18 protein-coding genes are annotated in these 20972 nt (G+C 66.9%); 12 read left to right on the top strand and 6 right to left on the bottom strand.

Features of this window, described 5'->3' with window-relative positions; genetic code table 11:
* Positions 1-104 precede the first annotated feature (104 nt).
* A complete protein-coding gene (locus tag WV31_RS16015) occupies positions 105-1898 on the top strand; it encodes an O-linked N-acetylglucosamine transferase, SPINDLY family protein (protein WP_237051326.1) in 1794 nt (597 codons plus the stop codon).
* Here the strand turns inward: WV31_RS16015 and WV31_RS16020 are convergent.
* The 4 genes from WV31_RS16020 to WV31_RS16035 are packed head-to-tail and all read right to left on the bottom strand — an operon-like array spanning position 1895 to position 5874.
* Entirely contained in the window at positions 1895-2854 is a 960-nt protein-coding gene (locus WV31_RS16020) for a GNAT family N-acetyltransferase (protein WP_085374508.1), read from the bottom strand. The two genes, WV31_RS16015 and WV31_RS16020, sit on opposite strands and share 4 nt — an antisense overlap.
* Positions 2854-4173, bottom strand: coding sequence for a DegT/DnrJ/EryC1/StrS family aminotransferase (locus tag WV31_RS16025; RefSeq protein ID WP_085374509.1), 1320 nt, complete (start codon positions 4171-4173; stop codon positions 2854-2856). The genes WV31_RS16020 and WV31_RS16025 overlap by 1 nt, the downstream gene beginning before the upstream one ends.
* Positions 4170-5162 (bottom strand): Gfo/Idh/MocA family protein, encoded by a 993-nt coding sequence (locus tag WV31_RS16030; RefSeq protein ID WP_085374510.1) that lies wholly within the window; start codon positions 5160-5162, stop codon positions 4170-4172. The genes WV31_RS16025 and WV31_RS16030 overlap by 4 nt, the downstream gene beginning before the upstream one ends.
* Positions 5140-5874, bottom strand: coding sequence for a cytidylyltransferase domain-containing protein (locus WV31_RS16035; protein WP_085374511.1), 735 nt, complete (start codon positions 5872-5874; stop codon positions 5140-5142). The genes WV31_RS16030 and WV31_RS16035 overlap by 23 nt, the downstream gene beginning before the upstream one ends.
* Before the next feature lie 193 nt (positions 5875-6067).
* Between WV31_RS16035 and WV31_RS16040 the strand changes: the two genes are divergently transcribed.
* The 11 genes from WV31_RS16040 (at position 6068) to WV31_RS16090 (ending at position 16560) form a co-directional block, all read left to right on the top strand.
* Positions 6068-6766 carry an RluA family pseudouridine synthase gene (locus WV31_RS16040; protein ID WP_085374512.1) on the top strand — a complete coding sequence of 233 codons (699 nt, stop codon included), beginning with the start codon at positions 6068-6070 and terminating at the stop codon, positions 6764-6766.
* On the top strand, positions 6763-8874 hold the full coding sequence (uvrB, locus tag WV31_RS16045; RefSeq protein ID WP_085374513.1) for an excinuclease ABC subunit UvrB: 2112 nt from the start codon (positions 6763-6765) through the stop codon (positions 8872-8874). The genes WV31_RS16040 and uvrB overlap by 4 nt, the downstream gene beginning before the upstream one ends.
* A gap of 244 nt (positions 8875-9118) precedes the next feature.
* Positions 9119-10030 (top strand): serine/threonine-protein kinase, encoded by a 912-nt coding sequence (locus WV31_RS16050; protein WP_085374514.1) that lies wholly within the window; start codon positions 9119-9121, stop codon positions 10028-10030.
* The gene (locus tag WV31_RS16055; RefSeq protein ID WP_085374515.1) at positions 10030-10809 is read left to right on the top strand and encodes an SDR family oxidoreductase; all 780 of its coding nucleotides are present in this window, start codon (positions 10030-10032) and stop codon (positions 10807-10809) included. The genes WV31_RS16050 and WV31_RS16055 overlap by 1 nt, the downstream gene beginning before the upstream one ends.
* Before the next feature lie 417 nt (positions 10810-11226).
* Positions 11227-13101: an excinuclease ABC subunit UvrC gene (gene uvrC / locus WV31_RS16060; protein WP_085374516.1), complete on the top strand. Its 1875-nt coding sequence runs from the start codon at positions 11227-11229 to the stop codon at positions 13099-13101.
* A gap of 13 nt (positions 13102-13114) precedes the next feature.
* Positions 13115-13675, top strand: coding sequence for a CDP-diacylglycerol--glycerol-3-phosphate 3-phosphatidyltransferase (gene pgsA / locus WV31_RS16065; RefSeq protein WP_085374517.1), 561 nt, complete (start codon positions 13115-13117; stop codon positions 13673-13675).
* Positions 13672-14166, top strand: coding sequence for a molybdopterin-guanine dinucleotide biosynthesis protein B (mobB, locus tag WV31_RS16070; RefSeq protein WP_085374518.1), 495 nt, complete (start codon positions 13672-13674; stop codon positions 14164-14166). The genes pgsA and mobB overlap by 4 nt, the downstream gene beginning before the upstream one ends.
* Positions 14163-15398 carry a molybdopterin molybdotransferase MoeA gene (gene moeA / locus WV31_RS16075; RefSeq protein ID WP_085374519.1) on the top strand — a complete coding sequence of 412 codons (1236 nt, stop codon included), beginning with the start codon at positions 14163-14165 and terminating at the stop codon, positions 15396-15398. The genes mobB and moeA overlap by 4 nt, the downstream gene beginning before the upstream one ends.
* Positions 15395-15646, top strand: a complete 252-nt coding sequence (moaD, locus tag WV31_RS16080; RefSeq protein ID WP_085374520.1) for a molybdopterin converting factor subunit 1 — start codon at positions 15395-15397, stop codon at positions 15644-15646. The genes moeA and moaD overlap by 4 nt, the downstream gene beginning before the upstream one ends.
* Before the next feature lie 91 nt (positions 15647-15737).
* Positions 15738-16199: a molybdenum cofactor biosynthesis protein MoaE gene (locus WV31_RS16085; protein ID WP_085374521.1), complete on the top strand. Its 462-nt coding sequence runs from the start codon at positions 15738-15740 to the stop codon at positions 16197-16199.
* 151 nt (positions 16200-16350) lie between these two features.
* Entirely contained in the window at positions 16351-16560 is a 210-nt protein-coding gene (locus tag WV31_RS16090; RefSeq protein ID WP_085374522.1) for a hypothetical protein, read from the top strand.
* Between the two features lie 293 nt (positions 16561-16853).
* Here the strand turns inward: WV31_RS16090 and WV31_RS16095 are convergent, their stop codons facing one another.
* Positions 16854-18923, bottom strand: coding sequence for an O-linked N-acetylglucosamine transferase, SPINDLY family protein (locus WV31_RS16095; RefSeq protein ID WP_085374523.1), 2070 nt, complete (start codon positions 18921-18923; stop codon positions 16854-16856).
* On the bottom strand, positions 18923-20944 hold the full coding sequence (locus WV31_RS16100) for an O-linked N-acetylglucosamine transferase, SPINDLY family protein (RefSeq protein WP_085374524.1): 2022 nt from the start codon (positions 20942-20944) through the stop codon (positions 18923-18925). The genes WV31_RS16095 and WV31_RS16100 overlap by 1 nt, the downstream gene beginning before the upstream one ends.
* Positions 20945-20972: the final 28 nt, after the last annotated feature.

Below are 20972 nucleotides of genomic sequence, written 5' to 3' on the forward strand. Positions count from 1 at the left end.
GCCAATTCGTATGTTGATAAACCCTTAAAAGGATGGCGGCGCGTTGACGCCCCGACGGAGGCCCCCTATCCTCAATGCTTATTCCCTTAAGGACGGAGCGGCAGTTGGGCGCAAAGCACAAGACGGCGGACCAGCTCCTGCAGGACGCGGTCAAGCACCACCTTTCCGGCGACCTGGACGGCGCCGGCCGGCTCTACAGGGACCTGCTGAAGATCAGCCCGCTTCATCCCGACGGTTTGCACCTGTCCGGGCTGGTGGCCATGCAGCGCGGCCGGTTCGACGAGGCCGAGCGCCTGATCCGCGCCGCCATCGCCGCCAGCCCCAAGGCGGTTCCCTATCACGGCAATCTCGGCACGGTGCTGATCAACGCCGGCAAGCCCCAGGAGGCCATGGCCTGTTACCGGCGCGCCGTCGAACTGGACGAATCCTATGTGGACGGCTGGAGCAACATGGCCAGTCTGGCCGCCCAGATGGACGATCACGAGACGTCGGCCCTGGCCTACAGCACCGTGGTGCGCCTGACCGGCGGTTCCGACGGCGGGGCGCTGGGCTATCTCGGCCTGGAACTGGCGGTGCTGTGCGACTGGGACAACCTGCCGGTGGTCAAGGAGGCCATCGCCGCCCTGGCGCCGTGGCGCGGCGGCAAGAGTCTGCCGGCCCCGCCCTTCTCCTTGCTGATCCATGATTTCAGCCCCGCCGAGCAACGCCGCTTCGCCGACGAGGCCGCCTCGCTGATCGAGAGCCGCGCCCAGCCCATGAGCCACAAGCCCCGGCTGCGGCGGCCGCGCCTGCGGCTCGGCTATCTGTCCGAGGATTTCCACGACCACGCCACCGCCTACCTGCTGGCCGAGGCGCTGGAAGGCCACGACCGCTCGCGCTTCGAGATCTTCGCCTATTCCTATGGCCCCGAGGCCAAGGGGGCGGTGCGCGCCCGGCTGAAGGAATCCTGCGACCACTGGGTGGAACTGGGCACCCTGTCCGAGGCCGAGGGCGCCCAGCGCATCGCCAGGGACGGCATCGACATCCTGGTGGACCTGAAGGGCCATACGGGCCGCGCGCGGACCGGCATCCTGGCCGCCCGCCCGGCGCCGGTGCAGGTGGCCTGGCTGGGCTATCCCGGCACTTTCGGCGGCACCTGCATGGACTACATCATCGCCGATTCCTTCGTGATTCCCCCCGGTGCCGAGGGCCATTACGCCGAGCAGGTGGTGCGGCTGCCGCTGTGCTACCAGCCCAACGATTCGCGGCGTCCCCGGGCGCTCGCCCGCGAGCCCAAGGCCAAGTGGGGCTTGCCGGAAGACGCCTTCGTCATCGCCGTGTTCAACAACAGCTTCAAGATCAATGCCGAGGCCTTCGCGGTGTGGATCAGCGTGCTTCAGGCGCAAAGCGATGCGGTGCTGTGGTTCGTGGAATTCCATCCGGCGGCCACGGCCAGCCTGCGCAACATGGCCGAGGCGGTGGGGATCGATCCGGCGCGCCTGATCTTCGCGCCGCGTCTGCCCCAGGCCGAGCATCTGGCCCGCCTGTCGGCCGCCGACCTGTTCCTCGACACCTGGCCGTGCGGCGGCCACACCACGGCCAGCGATGCCCTGTGGGCCGGCGTGCCGCTGGTGGCCTGGGCCGGCCAGACCTTCGCCTCGCGGGTGGCGGGCTCGCTGCTAAAGTCCCTGGGCTTCGACGAGCTGATCACCGAGTCCCAAGGGGCCTACCACGCTTTGGCCCAGCATCTGGCCAAGGAGCGGGTTCTGCTGGCCGAGCTGCGCCAGCGCCTGTGGGCGGCGACCCAGTCCTCGCCCCTGTTCGATGGCAAGGCCTTCACGCCTTCGCTGGAGAAGGCCTTCGACACCATGTGGGCGACCTGGGAAAAGGGTGGGAAGCCCAAAGGTTTCGACGTTTAGACCGCCAAGGTCCACTTCAGCCGCAGGCTGCGGCCCGAGGTGAAGCCGCGCTTGAAGAAGGCGATGGAGAGTTCCTTGTCGTCGGCGTGGCCCCTGGCCGGAATCTCGCCGAGGTCGAAGCGCAGAAGTCCCGCGTCCTTGGCGCGCAGGATGGTGTTCCACAAGGGCCAGTGGCCCAGCGGCTTGTCGAACCTGTCGCGGTCGTAGACGCCCGAGGCGTAATAGGCGGTGCCGCCGGCCCACACCACGATGGACCCGGCGGCCAGCGTCCCGTCCTCGAGGAAGCCCAGGGACAGTTCCGCCCGCCCTTGCGTGATCTCGTCCCAATAGACCTGCCAGTAATCGTCGCCCCGGCGCCTGCCCCCGGCGATGCGGGCGTGGAAGTCGGGGAATCGGTCGAAGGCCGCCCGGTCGGGGTTGGCGGCGTTGACGAAGGACAGCGACAGGTTGCGGCTGCCCCAATTGGTCAGCGAGCGGTAGCTGTCGCGGATATCGGCCCGCAAGGCTTCGGCGGTGCGCGAAAGATCGATCATGGCCGAGGCCTGGACCACGCCTTCCGCCCCCCGGTCCACCAGCAGGGCGGCCAGCGGATTGCAGGTCTCTTCCGCCGGCCCGCCGATCACCACGCGGGACAGTCCGGCCGACCGGGCGGCGTCCTGCAGATGGTCGAGGGCGGTGTTCAGGCCATCCTTGATGTGCCGGGGCTCGGCGTCGGCCTTTCGGGCCAGCACCGCCGGCAGGCCCCGGAACGACACCTGATCGGGGCCCTTGGCGGCGCGGACGCGGACCACCGGGCCGGAGGGACCGATCACCTGGAACGAGATGTCCTGGTGGGACGGCGCCACGGTGGGATAGAGGCGGGCGGCGAAGCGTCCGCGCAGCGGGTGGGCGTCCCATTGGGGAAAGCCTTCGCCTTCCGCCGCGGGATCCATGGCCTCCACCCGGTATTTGGACATCAGCGGCGCTCCAGCTCGCGCAGGGCGGCCATGTTCTCGGCCACCTTGGCAAAGGCGTCGGCCACGTCGTCCAGATCGGCGCGGCTGGCCGGCGGGCGGATCAGTTCGTGGGTGATCACCCGGTTGAAGTGGGCGTCCTCCACATTGGGGCACGAGCCCAGGGCGTAATCGGGGGCGCCGGTATAGTGCGGGCACTTGAAGGGGCAGCCCACTTCGCCATAGGCCACCTGCTTCTGGTAAAGCGGCTGGAGATAGAGGGGGCGGACATAGCCTTCGCCCACCAGCACGCCCTCGCCCTCGCGCAGCTCGGTGGCGGCCAGCTCGGCCTTCAGGGCACGCACGAAGGTGGCGCGCGACACCCCCGCCGCCTCGGCATCATAGGACAAGGCGTGCAGGTAGGTGACGTGCTCGACGCCGTCCTGGACACGGGGCAGGGACAGGAAGGGAATGCCCCGGATGCGGTCTTCCAGGTATTTGACGTTGGCCTGGCGGCGCTTGACCAGATCGGGGCCTTTGAGCAACTGGCGCCGGCCGATGGCCGCCTCGATTTCCCCTAAGCGGAAATTGTAGCCTATCATGTTGACCAGATCGGCGACGCCCTTCTTTTCCACCACCGCCTCGGCGTGGTTGCGGATCAGCTGCAGCTTCTCGGCCAGCCGGGAATCGTTGGTGGTGACCACGCCGCCTTCGCCGGTATGGATGTGCTTGTGGTAGTTGAGGCTGAACACCCCCATATGGCCCAGCGTGCCCACCGGACGGCCCTTATAGGTGGCGAAGGGGGCCTGGGCGCAATCCTCGATCACCGTGATGCCGTGCTTGGCCGCCAGGTCCATGATCGGGTCCATGTCGGCCACGTTGCCGAAGATGTGGACGACGATGATGGCCTTGGTCCTGGGCGTGATCTTAGGCCCGATGGTCTTGGCGGAGATGCAGTAGCTGTCGGGGTCGATGTCGGCGAACACCGGCACGGCGTTGAACACCAGGGCGGCCACCGCCGAGGCGCTCATGGTGTAGGGCGAGACGATCACCTCGTCGCCCGGCCCGATGCCGGCGGCGCCGGAGGCGGCGTAAAGCCCGCTGGTGGCCGAGTTGACGCTGACCGCGTGGGCGGCGGAAAAGGCGGTGGCCCATTCGTGCTCGAAGGCCTTGACCTCGGGGCCGCCGAAGAAGTCGTTGTGCCAGGTGCCGAGGAAGCGCGACAGGATGCCGCTTTCCATCACTTTGGCCACGGCGGCGCGGTCGTCTTCGCCGATCACCGAATAGGCGGGAAACAGCTTGGTACGGACGGGCTTGCCGCCCAACAGGGCTAGGGTGCTCATAGGCTGGTCTCCGGAAGGGAGGCGAGGGTGGCGCACAATTCCTGTACGGCCAGGGCGGTGCGTCCGGTGCTGGCCAGGGGGAAACCGTCGCCCAGATGCCGCGCGATGTTGTCGACGGCGTCCAGCATGGCTTGGCCCAGGCCGCTGTCGCTGTCCTGGGGCTGGCCCAGCACGCTGTAGCCGGAAAAGCGCTCTGAGCGCGTCACGGTCTGGCGGACCATGTGGAAACCGGAATCGGTGAGGCGCAGCCTTGCGTCGGCGAACAGCAGGTCGGCCTCGAAAATGGTGTAGGCGCTGGCGTTGGCGGCCAGCAGATAGAGCGGGCAGTCCCGGTCGGTGCGCACCATGACGTCCAGGGTGGGGTCCTCGACCCGGCCGTCGTTGACGCCGCCTAGGCGCGCCACCGGCCGCAGCTCGCCCAGCAGAAAGGTGGCGAGGTCGAGAAAATGGCTGCCGTTGTTCAGCAGGCCCTTGGTGTACCACGCCGTGCCCTTGATGAAGCTGCCCAGGCGGCCCGAGGCGATGTCGTCCCGAAGCTTGACCAGCCCGGGCGCCCAGCGGCGCATGTAGTTCACCGCCAGCGGCTTGCCCGCGGCGCGGTAGGCTTCGACGATGGCCCTTGAGCGCGCCAGGTCGTCGGTCAGCGGCTTTTCCGCGAAGACCAGCCGGGCCGGGCCGGGAAGCAGCGCCTCCAGGGTCTCGGCGTGGAACTGGGTGGGGACGCAGACGCTGGCCACGTCGTAAGGGATGTCCACCTCGGCCAGGGAGGAAAAGCCCTTGGGCACCTCCCAGGTCCACATGAACCTGGCCCGCTTCTCGCGGTCGGGCTCGACGCAGCCGACGATGTCGAAGCGGGGATGGCGCAGATAGGCCTTGGCGTGGGTCAGGATCTGGCGCGACTGGGGCGACGCCTCGTCATAGCCGCCGGCGATGGCGCCGCAGCCGACGATCAGGGCCCGGATGCGCTCAGACCCAGCGATGCGCGACATGGTCGTTGATCTTGCGCAAGTAGGGATGGGTCTTGAGCAGGGTCAGCACGTTGCCCAGGGTGAAGCCCGGCCCCTTGGCGGGCAGCAGGGCGCTGAACACGGTGTCGATCAGCTCGTAATCCTGTTTGGTGTCGAGTGTCAGGCGCAGCTCGGGATCGAAATGCTCGGGCGGCGCCGGCACGTTCTTCAGCGAGTACAGCTCGGGATGGCGGTAAATATAGAGGCTGACATGCTCGTGGTCGGAGGGGTCAGTGGTGCGCTTGGCCACGTCGGCCAGGATCCTGGTGGCGAACACCTGGGTGTCCATGCCGATGGGGTAGGTGCGCTCTAGGATGTTGGAAAGGTAGTCCACTCCCGCCGCCTTGTACGCCTGGACGCATTGCTCGACGATAACGGGATCGATCAGCGGGCAGTCGCCGGTGAGCTCGACGATGACGTCCGCCGCGAAGGCCTGGGCGGCATCCAGAACCCGCATCAGAACGTCGTCCTCGGAGCCGCGCCAGCAGCCGATGCCCAGCTCCTTGGCCAGGGCCTCGATGGGATCGTCGGTGGCGTTGACGGTGGTGGCCACCACGATGCCGTCCAGCGAGGGAACCATCTTCAGGCGCTCGACCATGCGGGCCAGCATGGGTGCGCCCTGAGCGGGCAGCAGGACCTTGCCCGGCAGGCGTGACGAGGTCATGCGCGCCTCGATGGTGGCGATGATCTTCATGGGCGGCCTTGAACTCTTTTCGTGGCGGTGGCGAAAAGGGTAGGGCCGCGCCGTTAAGATCGGCTTAAGCGGGGATTTCCATTGTCATTCCGAGCGGCAGCGAGGAATCTCCGCTTGGCATGGCGTGAAACGTCGTGCCAGGACGAGATCCCTCCTCCCGATGGTCGTCGGGATGACACCGAGAGCGCTTTTCATGACCCCCGACGAAATCCTTTCCCGCGTGCTCTACAAGGACCAGGACGTCATCGTGCTCGACAAGCCGCCGGGCCTCGCCGTGCATGCCGGCCCCAATTCGCCCGACCATCTGGAGCTTTACCTGGATGCGTTGAGGTTCGGCTGGGCCGAGATGCCGAAGCTCGCCCACCGCCTGGACCGCGACACCTCGGGCTGTCTGATCCTGGGGCGCCACGCCAAGGCCATCAAGCGCCTCGGCAAGATGTTCGAGCAGCGTCGGGTGGAGAAAGTATACTGGTCGGTCAGTCATAATTCGCCCCAGGCCGACAGCGGCACGGTGGACGCGCCGCTGCTGAAAGTGTCGGCCCGCGGCCAGGGCTGGCGCATCAAGGTGGACCCGACGGGGCAGTCTTCTGTAACCGACTGGTCGGTATTGGGGCGGGGCGAGGGTTTGAGCTGGATCGAGTGGCGGCCCCGCACCGGACGCACCCACCAGATCCGCATCCACGCCCAGCATCTGGGCTGTCCGCTGCTGGGCGATGCCTATTACGGCCCCGACCCGGAGACGCGAATCCGGCTGCACCTGCTGGCTCGCGAAGTGTCGTTTCCCGCCTTGGCGCCATCCAAGGAGCCCATCCGGGTGATGGCTCCGCCGCCTGCTCATATGAGAGAGGCGTTGCTTGCCTGCGGCTGGCCGGGGGATACTGCCACGTCATGACCCGCCCGCTGCCCTTCGACTTCATGGAACGTCCGCCTCTGCCCGAAGGGGACGTGGAGTTCAATCTGGTCTCCGACTACCGGCCCTCGGGCGACCAGCCCCAGGCCATCGCCGAGCTGTCGGCGGGGGTCGAGGCCGATGAGCGCGACCAGGTGCTGCTGGGGGTGACCGGCTCGGGCAAGACCTTCACCATGGCCCACGTCATCGCCCGGACCAAACGTCCCGCCCTGGTGCTGGCCCCCAACAAGACGCTGGCCGCCCAGCTTTACGCCGAGATGAAGGGCTTCTTCCCCGACAACGCGGTGGAGTATTTCGTCTCCTATTACGACTACTACCAGCCCGAAGCCTATATCCCGCGCACCGACACCTATATCGAGAAGGATTCGGCGGTGAACGAGCAGATCGACCGCATGCGCCACGCGGCGACGCGGTCCCTGCTCGAACGGCGCGACGTGATCCTGGTGGCGTCGGTGTCGTGCATCTACGGCATCGGTTCGGTGGAATCCTATGCCCGCATGACGGTGGCGCTGAAGGTGGGCGAAAGCATCGACCGCGCCGACCTTTTGAAGCGGCTGGTGGAATTGCAGTACACCCGCAACGACGCCGCCTTCGAGCGCGGCACCTTCCGGGTGCGGGGCGACGCGGTGGAGATCTTTCCCGTTCACTACGAGGACCGCGCCTGGCGCCTCTCCCTGTTCGGCGACGAGATCGAGGCCATTCACGAATTCGACCCGCTGACGGGGGAGAAGACCTGCTCGCTGTCCGAGGTGACGGTCTACCCCTCCAGCCACTACGTGACGCCCCGGCCCACCATCACCCAGGCCATCAAGGGCATCAAGGCCGAGTTGAAGGAGACGCTGGAGCGCTTCCACGCCGAGGGCAAGCTCTTGGAGGCCCAGCGCCTGGAACAGCGCACCAATTTCGATCTGGAGATGCTGGAGACCACCGGCCACTGCAAGTCCATCGAGAACTATTCCCGCTACCTCACCGGCCGCAGGCCCGGCGACCCGCCCCCCACCTTGTTCGAGTACCTCCCCGAGGACGCCCTGTTGATCGTCGACGAGAGCCACGTCACCGTGCCGCAGATCGGCGGCATGTACCGGGGCGACTATAACCGCAAGAGCGTGCTGGCCGAATTCGGCTTCCGCCTGCCGTCGTGCATCGACAACCGGCCCTTGAAGTTCGAGGAATGGGAGCTGATGCGGCCCCAGACCGTCTATGTCTCGGCCACCCCCGGCCCCTGGGAGATGGAGCGGACGGGGGGCGTGTTCACCGAACAGGTGATCCGCCCCACCGGCCTGATCGATCCCGTCTGCATCGTGCGCCCCGTCGAGCATCAGGTGGACGACCTGCTGGCCGAGGTCCGCCAGATGGCGCGGGCGGGCAACCGCACCCTGGTCACCACGCTGACCAAGCGCATGGCCGAGGATCTGACCGAGTACATGCACGACAACGGCGTGCGCGTGCGCTACCTGCATTCGGACATCGACACGCTGGAGCGCATCGAGATCATCCGCGATCTGCGCCTGGGGGCCTTCGATGTGCTGGTGGGCATCAACCTGCTGAGGGAAGGTCTGGACATTCCCGAATGCGCCCTGGTGGCCATTCTGGACGCCGACAAGGAAGGCTTCCTCAGGTCCAAGACCTCGCTGATCCAGACCATCGGGCGGGCGGCGCGCAACATCGACGGCCGCGTCATCCTCTATGCCGACAAGATGACCGAAAGCCTGGAATACGCCCTGGCCGAGACCAATCGCCGGCGCGAAAAGCAGCAGGCCTACAACGCGGAGCACGGCATCACGCCCGAAGGCATCCGCAAGGCGGTGTCCGACGTCATGGAAAGCGTCTACGAGGCCGATTACGTCACCGTCGGCACCGGCGAGTCCGGCATCAAGCACGGGGTCGGGCACAACCTGGCCTCGGTCAAGGCCGACATCGAAAAGCGCATGAAGGCCGCCGCCGCCGATCTGGAATTCGAGGAGGCCGCCCGTCTGCGCGATGAATTGCGCCGCCTCGAAGCCCTGGACCTGGGGATCGAAGTGGACCTGGGCAGTAAAAGCAGGCCGCGTCCCACCGGCAAGCCCAAGGGAAAGGGACGCCGGCGCTGAGCCGCCATGTCATTCCGAGCCGCAGGCGAGGAATCTCCGCCCGGTACGATGGTCTGAATTCGGACGAAGCATTCCAGGAGGAGATCCCTCGCATCCGCTCGGGATGACAATGATGGGGACGCCGGCGCTGGTTCTTGTGGAAACTACCCATCGGTTAGGGGGACGAAGCCATTCTACTCTGTTAGAGTAATGCGAAGGATGGGGCCGGACAGTGTGCCGGCAGGGAAGGAGCCTAGCGAAGCTCATGGAGCGGATCGGAAAATACGTCATTCATACGGCGGTGGTCACCACCGGTGCCGCCCGGATTCTGCTGTGCCACGACCCGGATCTCCAGATCCCGGTGGCGGTCAAGCTGTTCGATCCCAAGCCGGGCGACACCGGCCCGTTGAGCCCGGCGCAGCAACTGACCCGCTTTCTGACCGAGGCCCGCACGCTCGCCTCCTTCGACCATCCCTATATCGTCGGCGTCAAGACGCTGGAGCATCTGGCCGACGGCCGGCCCTTTTTCGTCATGCCCTACATGGCGGCCCACCTGCCCTATGAGATCGGCAAGGAATTCGCCACGGCCGAGGATGCGGCCGCCGCGCCGGAACGCGACCGGCCGCGTCGGGTCAGCGGCCAGCGGGCCATGCTGGTGATGAAGCAGCTGTCGTCGGCGGTGCTGGCGCTGCACAAGCGCGGCATCGTCCACCGGGCCTTGAAGCCGTCCAACATCCTGCTGACCGCCACCCAGAACGGGACGGTGAGGCTGTGCGATTTCGCCCTGATCAAGCTGGCGGAAAAGAATCTGCCTCTGCCCGATCACTGGATGGGCGACGTCGCCTATACCGCGCCCGAGCAGCGCGAGAACGCCACCGCCGTCGGCCCGCGCGCCGACGTCTATTCCCTGGGCGTGCTGGCCTATCGCCTGCTGGTGGGCACGTTGCCCGATCCGGCGGCCGGGGCGGCCATGCTGGGCGGCGGCTTTCCGCCCGAACTGATCAATCTGGTGGCCGCCTGCACCGACCCCGACCCTGAGCGCCGGCCGCTGCATGCGGGCGAGGTGCTGGGTGGGCTCGACCGCGTGCCGCCTCCGTCGCGGCCGACGGTGAGCAAGCCGGTGGTCCAGGTGGTGGCCAGGCAGCGCGTCGCTTCGCCCGTCGCCGCCGAGTCCTGATGGCCGATCCCCATCTTTCGCCCCGGCTCCCCCGCGCCGCCCTGGTGACCGGGGGCGGCCGGCGGATCGGCCGCGCCATCGCCCTGGACCTCGCCCGCCAGGGCTTCGCCGTGGCAATCCATTGCCGCCATTCCACCGCCGAGGCCGACGCGGTGGCGGCGGAAATTCGTGCCATGGGGGGAAAGGCGGTGGTCCTGCCCGCCGATCTGGAGCGTGAGGATCAGGTGCGGGAGCTGGTGGGCCGGGCCGAGACGGCGCTGGGGGCGCTGGGCCTTCTGGTCAACAACGCCTCGGTGTTCGAGAAGGACGACGCCCTGGGGGCGGATCGGGCCAGCTGGGACCTTCACATGGAGGTCAACCTGCGGGCGCCCTTCGTGCTGACCCAGGACTTCGCCCGCCGGCTGCCCGAGGAGGCCGAGGGGCTGGTGGTCAACCTGCTGGATCAGCGGGTGTGGAACCTCACCCCCCATTTCACCAGCTACACCCTGTCCAAGGCCGCCCTGTGGGCGGCGACCCGGACCCTGGCGCTCGCCCTGGCGCCCCGTATTCGCGTGGTGGGAATCGGGCCCGGCCCGGCCCTGCCCAGCGCGCGGCAGACCGACGCCCAGTTCGCCGCCCAGGTGGCGGGGCTGCCGCTCGCGCGCGGCACGTCGCCGGACGAGGTCTGCCGCACGCTGCGCTTCCTGCTGGCCACGCCTTCCATCACCGGTCAGATGATTGCATTGGATGGTGGACAGCATCTGGGGTGGACAACCTTTGGTGATGTGCCGGAAGAATAATCCTGACGGTTTGCTGCGCTGCGGGGCTTGAGTCTTTTGAACCGCTTCCGCAACGGTCCAGGCGCAGCCTGGGGCTCTGACCCGAAAGCTGGAAGTGTTAAGTTGTTCACAGGCGTTAACGCCCCCGTGCCGCTGCCAAGCGCGCCCCTTTTTGTCCAGGGAAAAAAAGCCGATATTTGCCGATTGTTTACACTTGACTTGGTTAAGCCTTTGAAAAATAACGATATAGCCAGCATGCTCACAAATTGTGCAAAGTGCTCATACCCCAGGAGACTCAAGGGCGCGGACCATGCCTGACGAACTTGCCAACAGACTTATCCACAGGTTTCGTGGATATCCCGCAACGCAAGGAAAATCTGATCGTCCCTGCGTAATGGATAGGCGGCTCCTCTGGCGCCGGTCTGTGGATGGTGGCCCGTGACCACCCCCGACAACCCCGCCGCGCCCTTGGCGGCCGGAGTGGCGGTAATCGCCCAGGTGGTGGCGACTTTGCCCGGAACCCCCGGTGTGTACCGCATGCTCAACGGCAAGGGCGACGTCTTGTACGTGGGCAAGGCGAAAAGCCTGAAGAAGCGGGTGGTGGCCTATACCCGGCCCGAGCGCATGCCCATGCGCATCCAGCGGATGATTTCCGAGACGGCGTCCATGGAGGTGGTGACCACGCGGACCGAGGTCGAGGCCCTGCTGCTGGAAAGCAACCTGATCAAGAGCCTGGGGCCGCGCTACAACATCCTTCTCAAGGACGACAAGAGCTTTCCCCACATCCTGATCACCGGCGACCACGACTGGCCACAGGTGCTCAAACACAGGGGCGCACGCAACCGCAAGGGCGAGTATTTCGGCCCCTTCGCCTCGGCCGGGGCGGTCAACCAGACCCTGGCGGCGCTGCAGCGCGCCTTCCTGTTGCGCTCGTGCTCGGATTCGGTGTTCGCGTCGCGCACCCGACCCTGTCTCCTGTTCCAGATCAAGCGCTGTTCCGCGCCGTGCGTCGAGCGCATCGCCCCCGACGAGTATCTGGCTCTGGTGGAGGAGGCCAGGGCGTTCCTGTCGGGCCAAAGCCGGCGCATCCAGAACGATCTCACCAATCGCATGTCGGCGGCGGCCGAATCCATGGAATACGAGAAGGCGGCGGTGTTCCGTGACCGCATCCGGGCCTTGGCCCGCATTCAGGCGCATCAGGATATCAACCCCGCCGATGTGGACGAGGCCGACGTGGTCGCCCTGCACCAGGCCGGCGACGGGGTGTGCATCCAGGTGTTCTTCTTCCGCTCGGGCTGCAATTACGGCAGCCGGGCCTATTTCCCCGTCCATGCCCAGGGCGAGGAGGCGCCCGAGATCATGGCCGCCTTCCTGGGCCAGTTCTATGCCGACAAGACGCCGCCCAGGGAGATCCTGCTGTCCCAGGACCCCGCCGAGGCGGCCATCGTCGCCCAGGCCCTGTCGGAGAAGGCGGGGCGCAAGGTCGTGCTATCGACGCCTAAGCGCGGCGACCGCAAGCGCCTCGTGGAACATGCCTATGATAACGCCCGCGACGCCCTGGGGCGGCGCATGGCGGAAAGCGGGGCGCAGCGCAAGCTTCTGGAGGGCGTGGCCGAAGTCTTCGGGCTGGAGGCGCCGCCCGAGCGCATCGAGGTCTACGACAACTCCCACATCCAGGGCTCGGACGCGGTGGGCGGCATGATCGTCGCCGGCCCCGACGGGCTGATGAAGTCGGCCTATCGCAAGTTCAACATCCGCTCTGCCGATCTCACCCCCGGCGACGATTTCGCCATGATGCGCGAAGTGCTGACCCGGCGTTTCGCCCGCGCCCAGAAGGAAGACCCCGATCGCGACCGGGGGATGTGGCCCGATCTGGCCCTGATCGACGGCGGCAGGGGTCAGCTCAACGCCGCTTTGGCCGTGCTCGAGGAACTGGGCATCGACGACGTCACGCTGGTGGGTATCGCCAAGGGCCCCGACCGCAATGCCGGGCGTGAACGCTTCTTCCAGGCGGGCAAGGAGCCCATCAGCCTGGAGCCCCGCCACCCGGTGCTCTACTTCCTGCAGCGCCTGCGCGACGAGGCCCACCGCTTCGCCATCGGCACCCATCGGGCCCGGCGCTCCAAGGGGCTGGTGCAGTCGACCCTGGACGCCCTGCCCGGCGTGGGGCCCAAGCGCAAGAAGGCGCTGCTGCACCATTTCGGCTCGGCCAGGGCCGTGGCCGAGGCGGGGCTGCCTGATCTGGAAAACGTCGAGGGAATCAGCCGCGCCATGGCCAAAAAGATTCATGACTACTTCCATCCCGAGGGTTAGTATTCCGCCCGCCATGCTGACCAGCCTGCCCAACCTGCTGACTCTTTCGCGGATCGTCGTGATCCCGCTGGTGGTCGGGCTGTTCTATGTGGACGGCAACGCCGCCCGCTGGACCGCCTGCGCCCTGTTCGTCGCCGCCGCCATCACCGACTGGTTCGACGGCTATCTGGCGCGGTCGTGGAATCAGGTCTCCAAGTTCGGCCGCTTTCTCGACCCCATCGCCGACAAGCTGCTGGTGGCCTCGGTGCTGTTCATGCTGGCCGCCTTCGACCGCCTCAGCGCCGTGTCATTCCTGCCCGCCCTGATCATCGTGCTGCGTGAGATCCTGGTGTCCGGCCTGCGCGAGTTCCTGGCCGAGGTCCGCGTCAGCATGCCGGTATCGCGGCTGGCCAAGTGGAAGACCGGCATCCAGATGACCGCCATTCCGGTGCTGCTGGTGGGCGACGCCGCCGCCTTCATGCCCACCCGCCAGCTGGGCGAGGTGGGCCTGTGGATCGCCGCCATCCTGACCATCCTCACCGGCTGGGACTACCTGCGCTCCGGCATGCGCCACATGGGAGAATCGGCGGAATGAAGGTGTTCGGCATCGCGGGGCGCTCCGGGATGGGCAAGACCTCGCTGATCATCCGTCTGGTTCCCTGGTTCCGGGCCAGGGGCATCACCATCTCCACCGTCAAGCAGGCGCACGAGGCCTTCGACGTGGACAAGAAGGGCAAGGATTCGTACGAGCACCGGGAGGCCGGCGCATCCGAGGTGATGATCGCCTCGGCCCGGCGCTGGGCGCTGATGCACGAGTATCGCGACGAGCCCGAATACACCATGGACCAGCTGCTGGCTCGCATGAGCAAGGTGGATCTGGTGCTGGTGGAGGGCTTTCGCCAGTGGCCCCATCCGCGCCTGGAGGTCTGGCGGGAAGAGGGCGGCAAGCCGCCCTTCTGGCCCGAGGACGACCGCATGTGCGCCCTGGTCAGCGACCGCAATGTCGATGCCTGCCCGCTGCCCCAGCTCAATCTGGACGATACCGGCGCCATCGGCGCCATGATCTGCGCCAAGGTGGGGCTGTGACCAGCCGTTTCGCCGGGGGCAACGACCTGATGACCGTCGCCGAGGCGCTGGCCCGGCTGGAGGCGCGCCTGGAGCCCGCCGTCGGCGTCGAGGAGCTTGGCCTGCACCACGCCTTGGGCCGCATCCTGGCCGAGGACGTGGTCTCGGCGGTCAACGTGCCGCCCCACGACAATTCGGCGGTGGACGGCTGGGCCTTTCGCCGCGCCGACCTGCCCGCCGCCGGAATCCTGCCGGTGGTGGGCCGCGTCGCCGCCGGCCACCCCCTGGACGGGCCGCTGCCCCGGGGCGGAGCGGTGCGCATCTTCACCGGCGCACCCCTGCCCGAAGGCGCCGACACCGTCGCCATGCAGGAGGATTGCAAGGACCAGGGTGAGACGGTGGTGCTGCCCATTCGGCTGGCCGAGGGCGACAATGCCCGGGCCGCCGGCGAGGACATCGCCAAAGGCACGGTGGTGCTGCATGCAGGCACCCGTCTTCGGCCGCAGGAGCTGGGCGTGGCGGCGGCCACCGGGCGCTCGTCGCTGCGCGTCTACCGGCCCCTGAAGGCCGCCGTGTTCTCCACCGGCGACGAGATCAGGAATCCCGGCACCGAGCTTGCGCCCGGCTGCATCTATGACACCAACCGCTTCACCGCGTCCGGCCTGCTGCGCGCGCTGGGCGCCGAGGTTACCGATCTGGGCATCCTGCCCGACCGCTTCGAGACCATCCGCGACGCCCTGGCCGAGGCCGCTGTGTCCCACGACCTGATCCTCACCTCGGGCGGGGTGTCGGTGGGCGACGAAGACCATGTGAAGCCCGCCGTGCTGGAACTGGGCTCGCTGGATTTCTGGCGTCTGGCCATCAAGCCCGGCCGCCCGGTTGCGCTGGGCGAGGTGGCGGGGACCCCCTTCGTCGGCCTGCCCGGCAATCCGGTGGCGGTGATGGTCACCTTCATGGCCATCGCCCGGCCCATGGTGCTGCGCCTGATGGGCGCCGCCCAGACCGCTCTGCCCCGCTATTCCGTGGAAGCCGGCTTCGCCTTCCGGCACAAGCCGGGGCGGCGCGAATACCTGCGCGCCCGGCTCGCCCACATGGACGGACGGCTGGTGGCGGCCAAGTTCACCTCGGACGGTTCGGGCGTGCTCACCTCCATGACCTGGTCGGACGGGCTGGTGGACGTGCCTGAGGACCGGGGCGACATCGCGCCCGGCGAGATGGTGGATTTCCTTTCCTATGCGGACATGATGCGATGAAGGTGCTGTATTTCGCCTGGCTGAAGGCCAAGACCGGCATCGGGGAAGAGGATATCGTCCCGCCGGCCGGTATCGCCACTGTCGGACAGCTGGTCGAGTTCCTGAAGACCCGCTCGCCCGGCCACGCCGCCGCCTTCGAGGCCATGAGCGTGGTGCGCGTCGCCGTGAACCAGGATTACGGCAATCTCGACACCCCGGTGAAGATGGGCGACGAGGTGGCGTTCTTCCCGCCGGTCACGGGGGGCTAGGCGAGACGCGGGGCTGCCGCCCCGGCCCCGCTTGGAGGCATCGCCCCGAATGGGTTCGGGCGATAGCCCGACATCCTGAAGGAGAGCGAGAATGATCCGTGTCCAACGCGAGGATTTCGACCCCGGCGCCGAACTGGCCCGCTTCTCTTCCGGCAAGACCAATGTGGGCGGCATCTGCCTGTTCGTCGGGCTGGTGCGCGACTACATGGGGCACGACCCGGCCACCGGTTCCGCGGTCAACGCCATGACGCTGGAACACTATCCCGGCATGACCGAGCGCCAGCTGGACGCCATCGAGGCCGAGGCGCGCAAGCGCTGGCCGCTGGACGACGCCCTGGTGATCCACCGTTTCGGAAGGCTGGAGCCGGGCGAGCGCATCGTGCTGGTGGCCGCCTCGTCGGCGCATCGCGACGCGGCCTTCGAAGCCTGCCGCTTCCTCATCGACTGGCTGAAGACCAAGGCGCCGTTCTGGAAGGTGGAGCATACCCTGCAAGGCGACGCCTGGGTCGACGCCAAGGAGTCCGACGATGCGGCGGCGTCGCGCTGGGATTAGGGGAAGGCTGGGGGATCAGGCAAAGCCCTGATATCACGGGGCAAAAGAGTGAGGGATCGGGGCTTCCGGGTCAAGGTTAATTCGCTTTTACCTTTTGTTAACCTCTTCGCCTGTGCTAGACTGACGGTCTGTAATCCACAGGTTCCGTCATATGTCCGACTTGATCCGCCAATCCGTTTCCTGGCCTTACGTTCACGGCGCCCGCAGCTATTCCCGCGTCACCCAATTGGCGCGCTCGGCCGGTGCTGAAACGTCGGACAAGGCGGAAGAGACGGATCGTCCTCAGGCCAAGGCAGAGACCGGCAAGAGCGAAGGCGCCTCCGCCGCCCGGCGTGGCGGGGTTCTGGACCTGTCCGTCTGATCCTGTCGGCCCGAGCAAAAAGCCCCATCCCGGTTCCCCCCGGGATGGGGCTTTTGCTTTGGGCGGGTGGCGTTATACCAAACTGTGATGAGCGTGACTCATCGCAGTTTGGATAGGCCCTCCCTCCGGGGGATCGAAATATATTTCGATGGCCGCGCCGCTTATGCGGCGGGAGCCAAGCCGCCCGCCGGCTTCGCCGGCAAACTATCTGGGATGCACGCCTTCGCGTGCAGTGGCGGCGCCCGGCGATTGAGGGCGATGCACTGATCGGTTCCGATCAGTGCATTTTGGTATTACCGCCCTTTCTTGCCCTTGGCCTTGGGGGTGGCGGCCGGTTTGGCCGGGGCCTTCTCGCCACCCGGCTTTCTCAGCCGGGTGTCCGGTGGAATGGGGCAGTGGCGGTTGATCTCGTCCATCCGGGCCCGGTAAAGGTCGAGGTAGTCGGGACGCGACAGCAATTCCACTTCGTCACTGTCGAGGTCGGTGCCGACCTCGTCGTAGATGTCCATGTTGACGAGGTCGGGAACCGGAATCCGATCGGAGAGGTAGTCGTTCCACATGCCTTCCAGCAGATTGTCCAGATGGGTGACCAGCTTGTCGGTGTCGAACAGGTCGCAGGTGGCGCGATTGGCCGCCAGTTTCTCCCGGTAGCCGGCCAGCAGGCGCCTGTCGTTGCCCAGGTCCACCGCCTTTTCCACGTATTCGTCGAAGGTGGTGCAGACCAGTTCCTTCAGGCCGGCGGCGGTGGCCAGGCTGCCGCAGACGCGCGACGCGAAGCCGCGCCCGGCCACGGTCAGCACCGGAACGCCCATCCACAGCGCGTCCGAGGCGGTGGTGTGGGCGCCGCAAGGCGAGGTGTCGAGGAACAGGTCGGCCAGGGGATAGCGCGACAGGTGCTCGGCATTGATGATCTTGGGGGCGAAGATGATGCGGTCAGGGGTGACGCCGTGCTTGATGGCCTCCTGGCGCAGGCTTTCGTTGATACGGTCGCCGCCGTCCAGCAGCCACAGCACGCCGTTGGGCACCCGGCTAAGGATATCCATGAAGCGGGCCCACATGGGAGCGGTGAACTTCTGCAATCCGTTGAAGCCGCAGAACACCGTGGCGTTGGCCGGCAGGCCCGCCGCCTCGCGGGTCCACTTGATGTCGGCCACCTGCCGGTTACGGTCGTTGGGCTGGTAGCAGGGCAGCCGTACCACCTTTTCCGAGTAGTAGATCTCGTGATCGGGCGGAATGGTGAAGTCGTCGGCGATGATGTAGTCGTGGTAGGGCGTGCCCATGGACCCGGGATAGCCCAGCCAGCTGACGGCCACCGGGGCCGGGCGCATGGCCATGATGGCCGGGCGCGCCTCGCCGGTATAGCCGTTGAAATCGATCAGGATGTCGATGCCGTCGGCGTGGATGCGCTTGGCCACGTCCTCGTCGGACATCTCCAGAATGTCCACCCAATGATCGACGTCCTTCATCAGCTGGGTCTGGATGCGGTCGCCGGTGCGGCGCGAGCAGGAATAGGCGAAGACCTCGAAACGCTTGCGGTCATGCAGCTTGTACATCTCCGCCGTCAGGTAGCCGTGGGCGTGCTCCTTGAAATAGGACGACAGATAGGCGATGCGGATCTTGCGTTTGGGCCGCTTGGCCAGGGCGGCGCGGTGGCTTTCCTTGTCGAACAGGATCTTGGGCCGCCCGATCTTGGCCTTGTAGTACTTCCAGCCGCGCGCCAGGTGCAGCAGCGGGTCGTCGGTGTGGAAGACCAGGCAATGGGGCGACATGGCGGAGAACAGCTGGCGCCGGGTGGTGCCGGGAATGGTGGTCAGCACCGGCCACTTGCACAGCTTCTGGCGGATGGCGATCCAGTGCTGCATGGCGTCGGCGGGCTGGACCAGCTCGATGCACTGGCGCAGCGCGTCCTCGCCTGATTCCTCCAGCGAGGTGTGTTCCAGCACCCGGCCGATCTGCTTCAGGGCCGAGACCTTGAAGTTCACCGTGTCGCCGGTGACGCCGGGCAGCTGGTTGACCAGGCCCAGCCATTGGGTCACGGCGTCGGGAACGCGGCCCAGGCGCTCGTAGGTGCTGCCCAGGTTGATGTGGGCGGGATAGAAATCCGGCTTGAGCGCGATGGCGGCGCTGAAGGCCTGGACGGCGGCTTCCTGGTCGTTGAACTTGTTCAGCAGCACGCCGAGATTGTACTGGATGGCATAGGCCAGCGGGTTCTGGCCGTTATACTGCAGCCAGGTGCGGTAAAGCCCCAGCGCGTCGGCGTCGGCGCCCTGCTGGGCCAGGCTGTCGGCGGCGGCGATGACGCGGGTGGCTTCGATCTTGCCGGACGCGATCTGTTGCATGACCTCGGCCATGACGTTGCTCATCAACCGTTCTCCGTGTCAGGGGCGGGCCACATGCGGCTGTCCGCCGGGATGGGGTAAAGGCGGTCGAGCGCGGCGAGGCCGTTGCGCCAGCGGGCGAAGTACTCGTCCTCCGGGGTGAAATCCACGGCTTCCACGGGATGCTCGATGCCGACGTCCATATAGGTGTCCAGGTTGCGCAGGTCGGGGCGCGGCAGGCGCCCGGACCTGAAATCCTCCCACATTTCGGCGTAGAGCCCTTCCAGCCGGCTGACCAGCAGGTTGGTGTCGAACATCACCGCGTTGGGCTTGGCGTCGCGCAGTTGCTTGCGGTAGGCCTGAAGCTTCGCCGGGTCGTGGCCCAGCGCGATGGCCGTCTCCACGTATTGCTCGGGGGTCGAGCACACCAGTTCGGGCAGCCCCGCCGAGCGCAGCAGCGAGCCTGCGACGCGCGACGCGAAGCTGTGGCCCGACAGGGTCAGGATGGGCACGCTCATCCACAGGGCGTCCGACGCGGTGGTGTGGGCGCCATAGGGGAAGGTGTCGAGGAACAGGTCGGCCAGCGTCATGCGGGCCAGGTGCTCGGGGCTGGGCAGACGGCGGCCGAAGATCAGGCGCTCGCCCTCGATTCCGCACTGGCGGGCGTGGGCGCGCAGGCGCTCCTGGACCTCCTCGCTGGTTTCCAGCAGCCACAGCACGCTGCCCGGCACGGCGGCCAGAATGGCGATCCAGCGTTCGAACATCAGCCGTGTGATCTTCTGCTGGCTGTTGAAGCAGCAATAGATCATCCCTTCTTCCGGCAAACCGGCCTCGGTGCGGCTGGGCGGCTGGACGGCGACCGCGCGCTGGCGGTCGTTGGCCTGATAGCAGGGCAGGCGCATGACCTTTTCCGAGCAGTACATCTCGCGGCCGGGCGGAATGATCCAGTCGTCGGCGATGATGTAATGGTGGTAGGCCGTGGCCATGGTGCCGGGATAACCCAGCCAGTTGACGTTGATGGGGGCCGGGCACATGCCGAACAACCTGGTCCGGGCACCCTTGGTGTGGCCGTTCAAGTCCACCAGGATGTCGATGCCGTCCTCGCGGATGCGCTGGGCCGCCGTGTCGTCGTTCATGCCGGTGATGTCGAGCCAGTGGTCGAAATCGCCCCGGATGCGCTGCTTCAGGGGGTCCTCGCCGGCCGGTCCGCAATAATAGGCGAAGATTTCCACCTTGGACCGGTCGTGCAGGGCGAAGATCTCGGCGATGAGATAGCCCACCGCATGGGCTTTCAGATCGGACGAGACATAGCCGATCTTGAGCCGGGTGCGGTCGGCCCGGTCCTCGGGGCGGATTTCGGCCAGGCGCGGAATGCGCCGGCCGAACATCTTGTTGCAATGCTCCCAGGCCGATGCCAGGTGCAGCAGCGGGTCGTCGGTATAAGACGCCAGCGACAGCGGGCTGAAATTGCGCATCTGGGTCAGGTGGTCCATGCCCTCGAAGGGCACCACCACCGGCCAGCGGCACTGGCCCATGCGCCCGGCCAGCATGTGCTCGGCGTTCTCGCGCTGGGTGTTGTCCAGTTCCAGGCTCTGGCGCAGCGTATCCTCGGCGGCGACGGATTGCTGGCGGTCCTGCAGCACACGGGCGATCTGCTTCAGGGCCGTGGACTTCATGCGGACGCTGTGGCCCGTCACCTGTGACAGCCGGCCGACCAGCTTGTTCCAGGTTTCGATCGCTCCATCGGGCGAGCCGAGCGCCTCGTTGGCGCCACCCAGGTTGATGTAGGCGGGATAGAAATCCGGATTGTGCTCGATGGACCGTTCCAGCGACGCCTTGGCCAGATCGGGCTTGCCGCTGGCCGTGTGCAGCACCGCCTGGTTGAAGCAGGCGGCATAGAGCAGGTGGTGATCGGGATTGAGGCCGATCCACAGGTGATAGAGCTGCAGCGCCTGGTCGATGGCGCCGTCACGGTGCAGCGCGTCGGCGGCGCCGAACAGCTCCTGCAGGGACAGGCGGCCCTCGGTCAGGGCCTTCACCGCGGACAGAAAGACTTCCTGGGTCATCGGACGTCCCATCGGGGTTGGGTCAACT

The sequence above is a fragment of the Magnetospirillum sp. ME-1 genome, assembly GCF_002105535.1.
GTDB lineage: Bacteria > Pseudomonadota > Alphaproteobacteria > Rhodospirillales > Magnetospirillaceae > Phaeospirillum.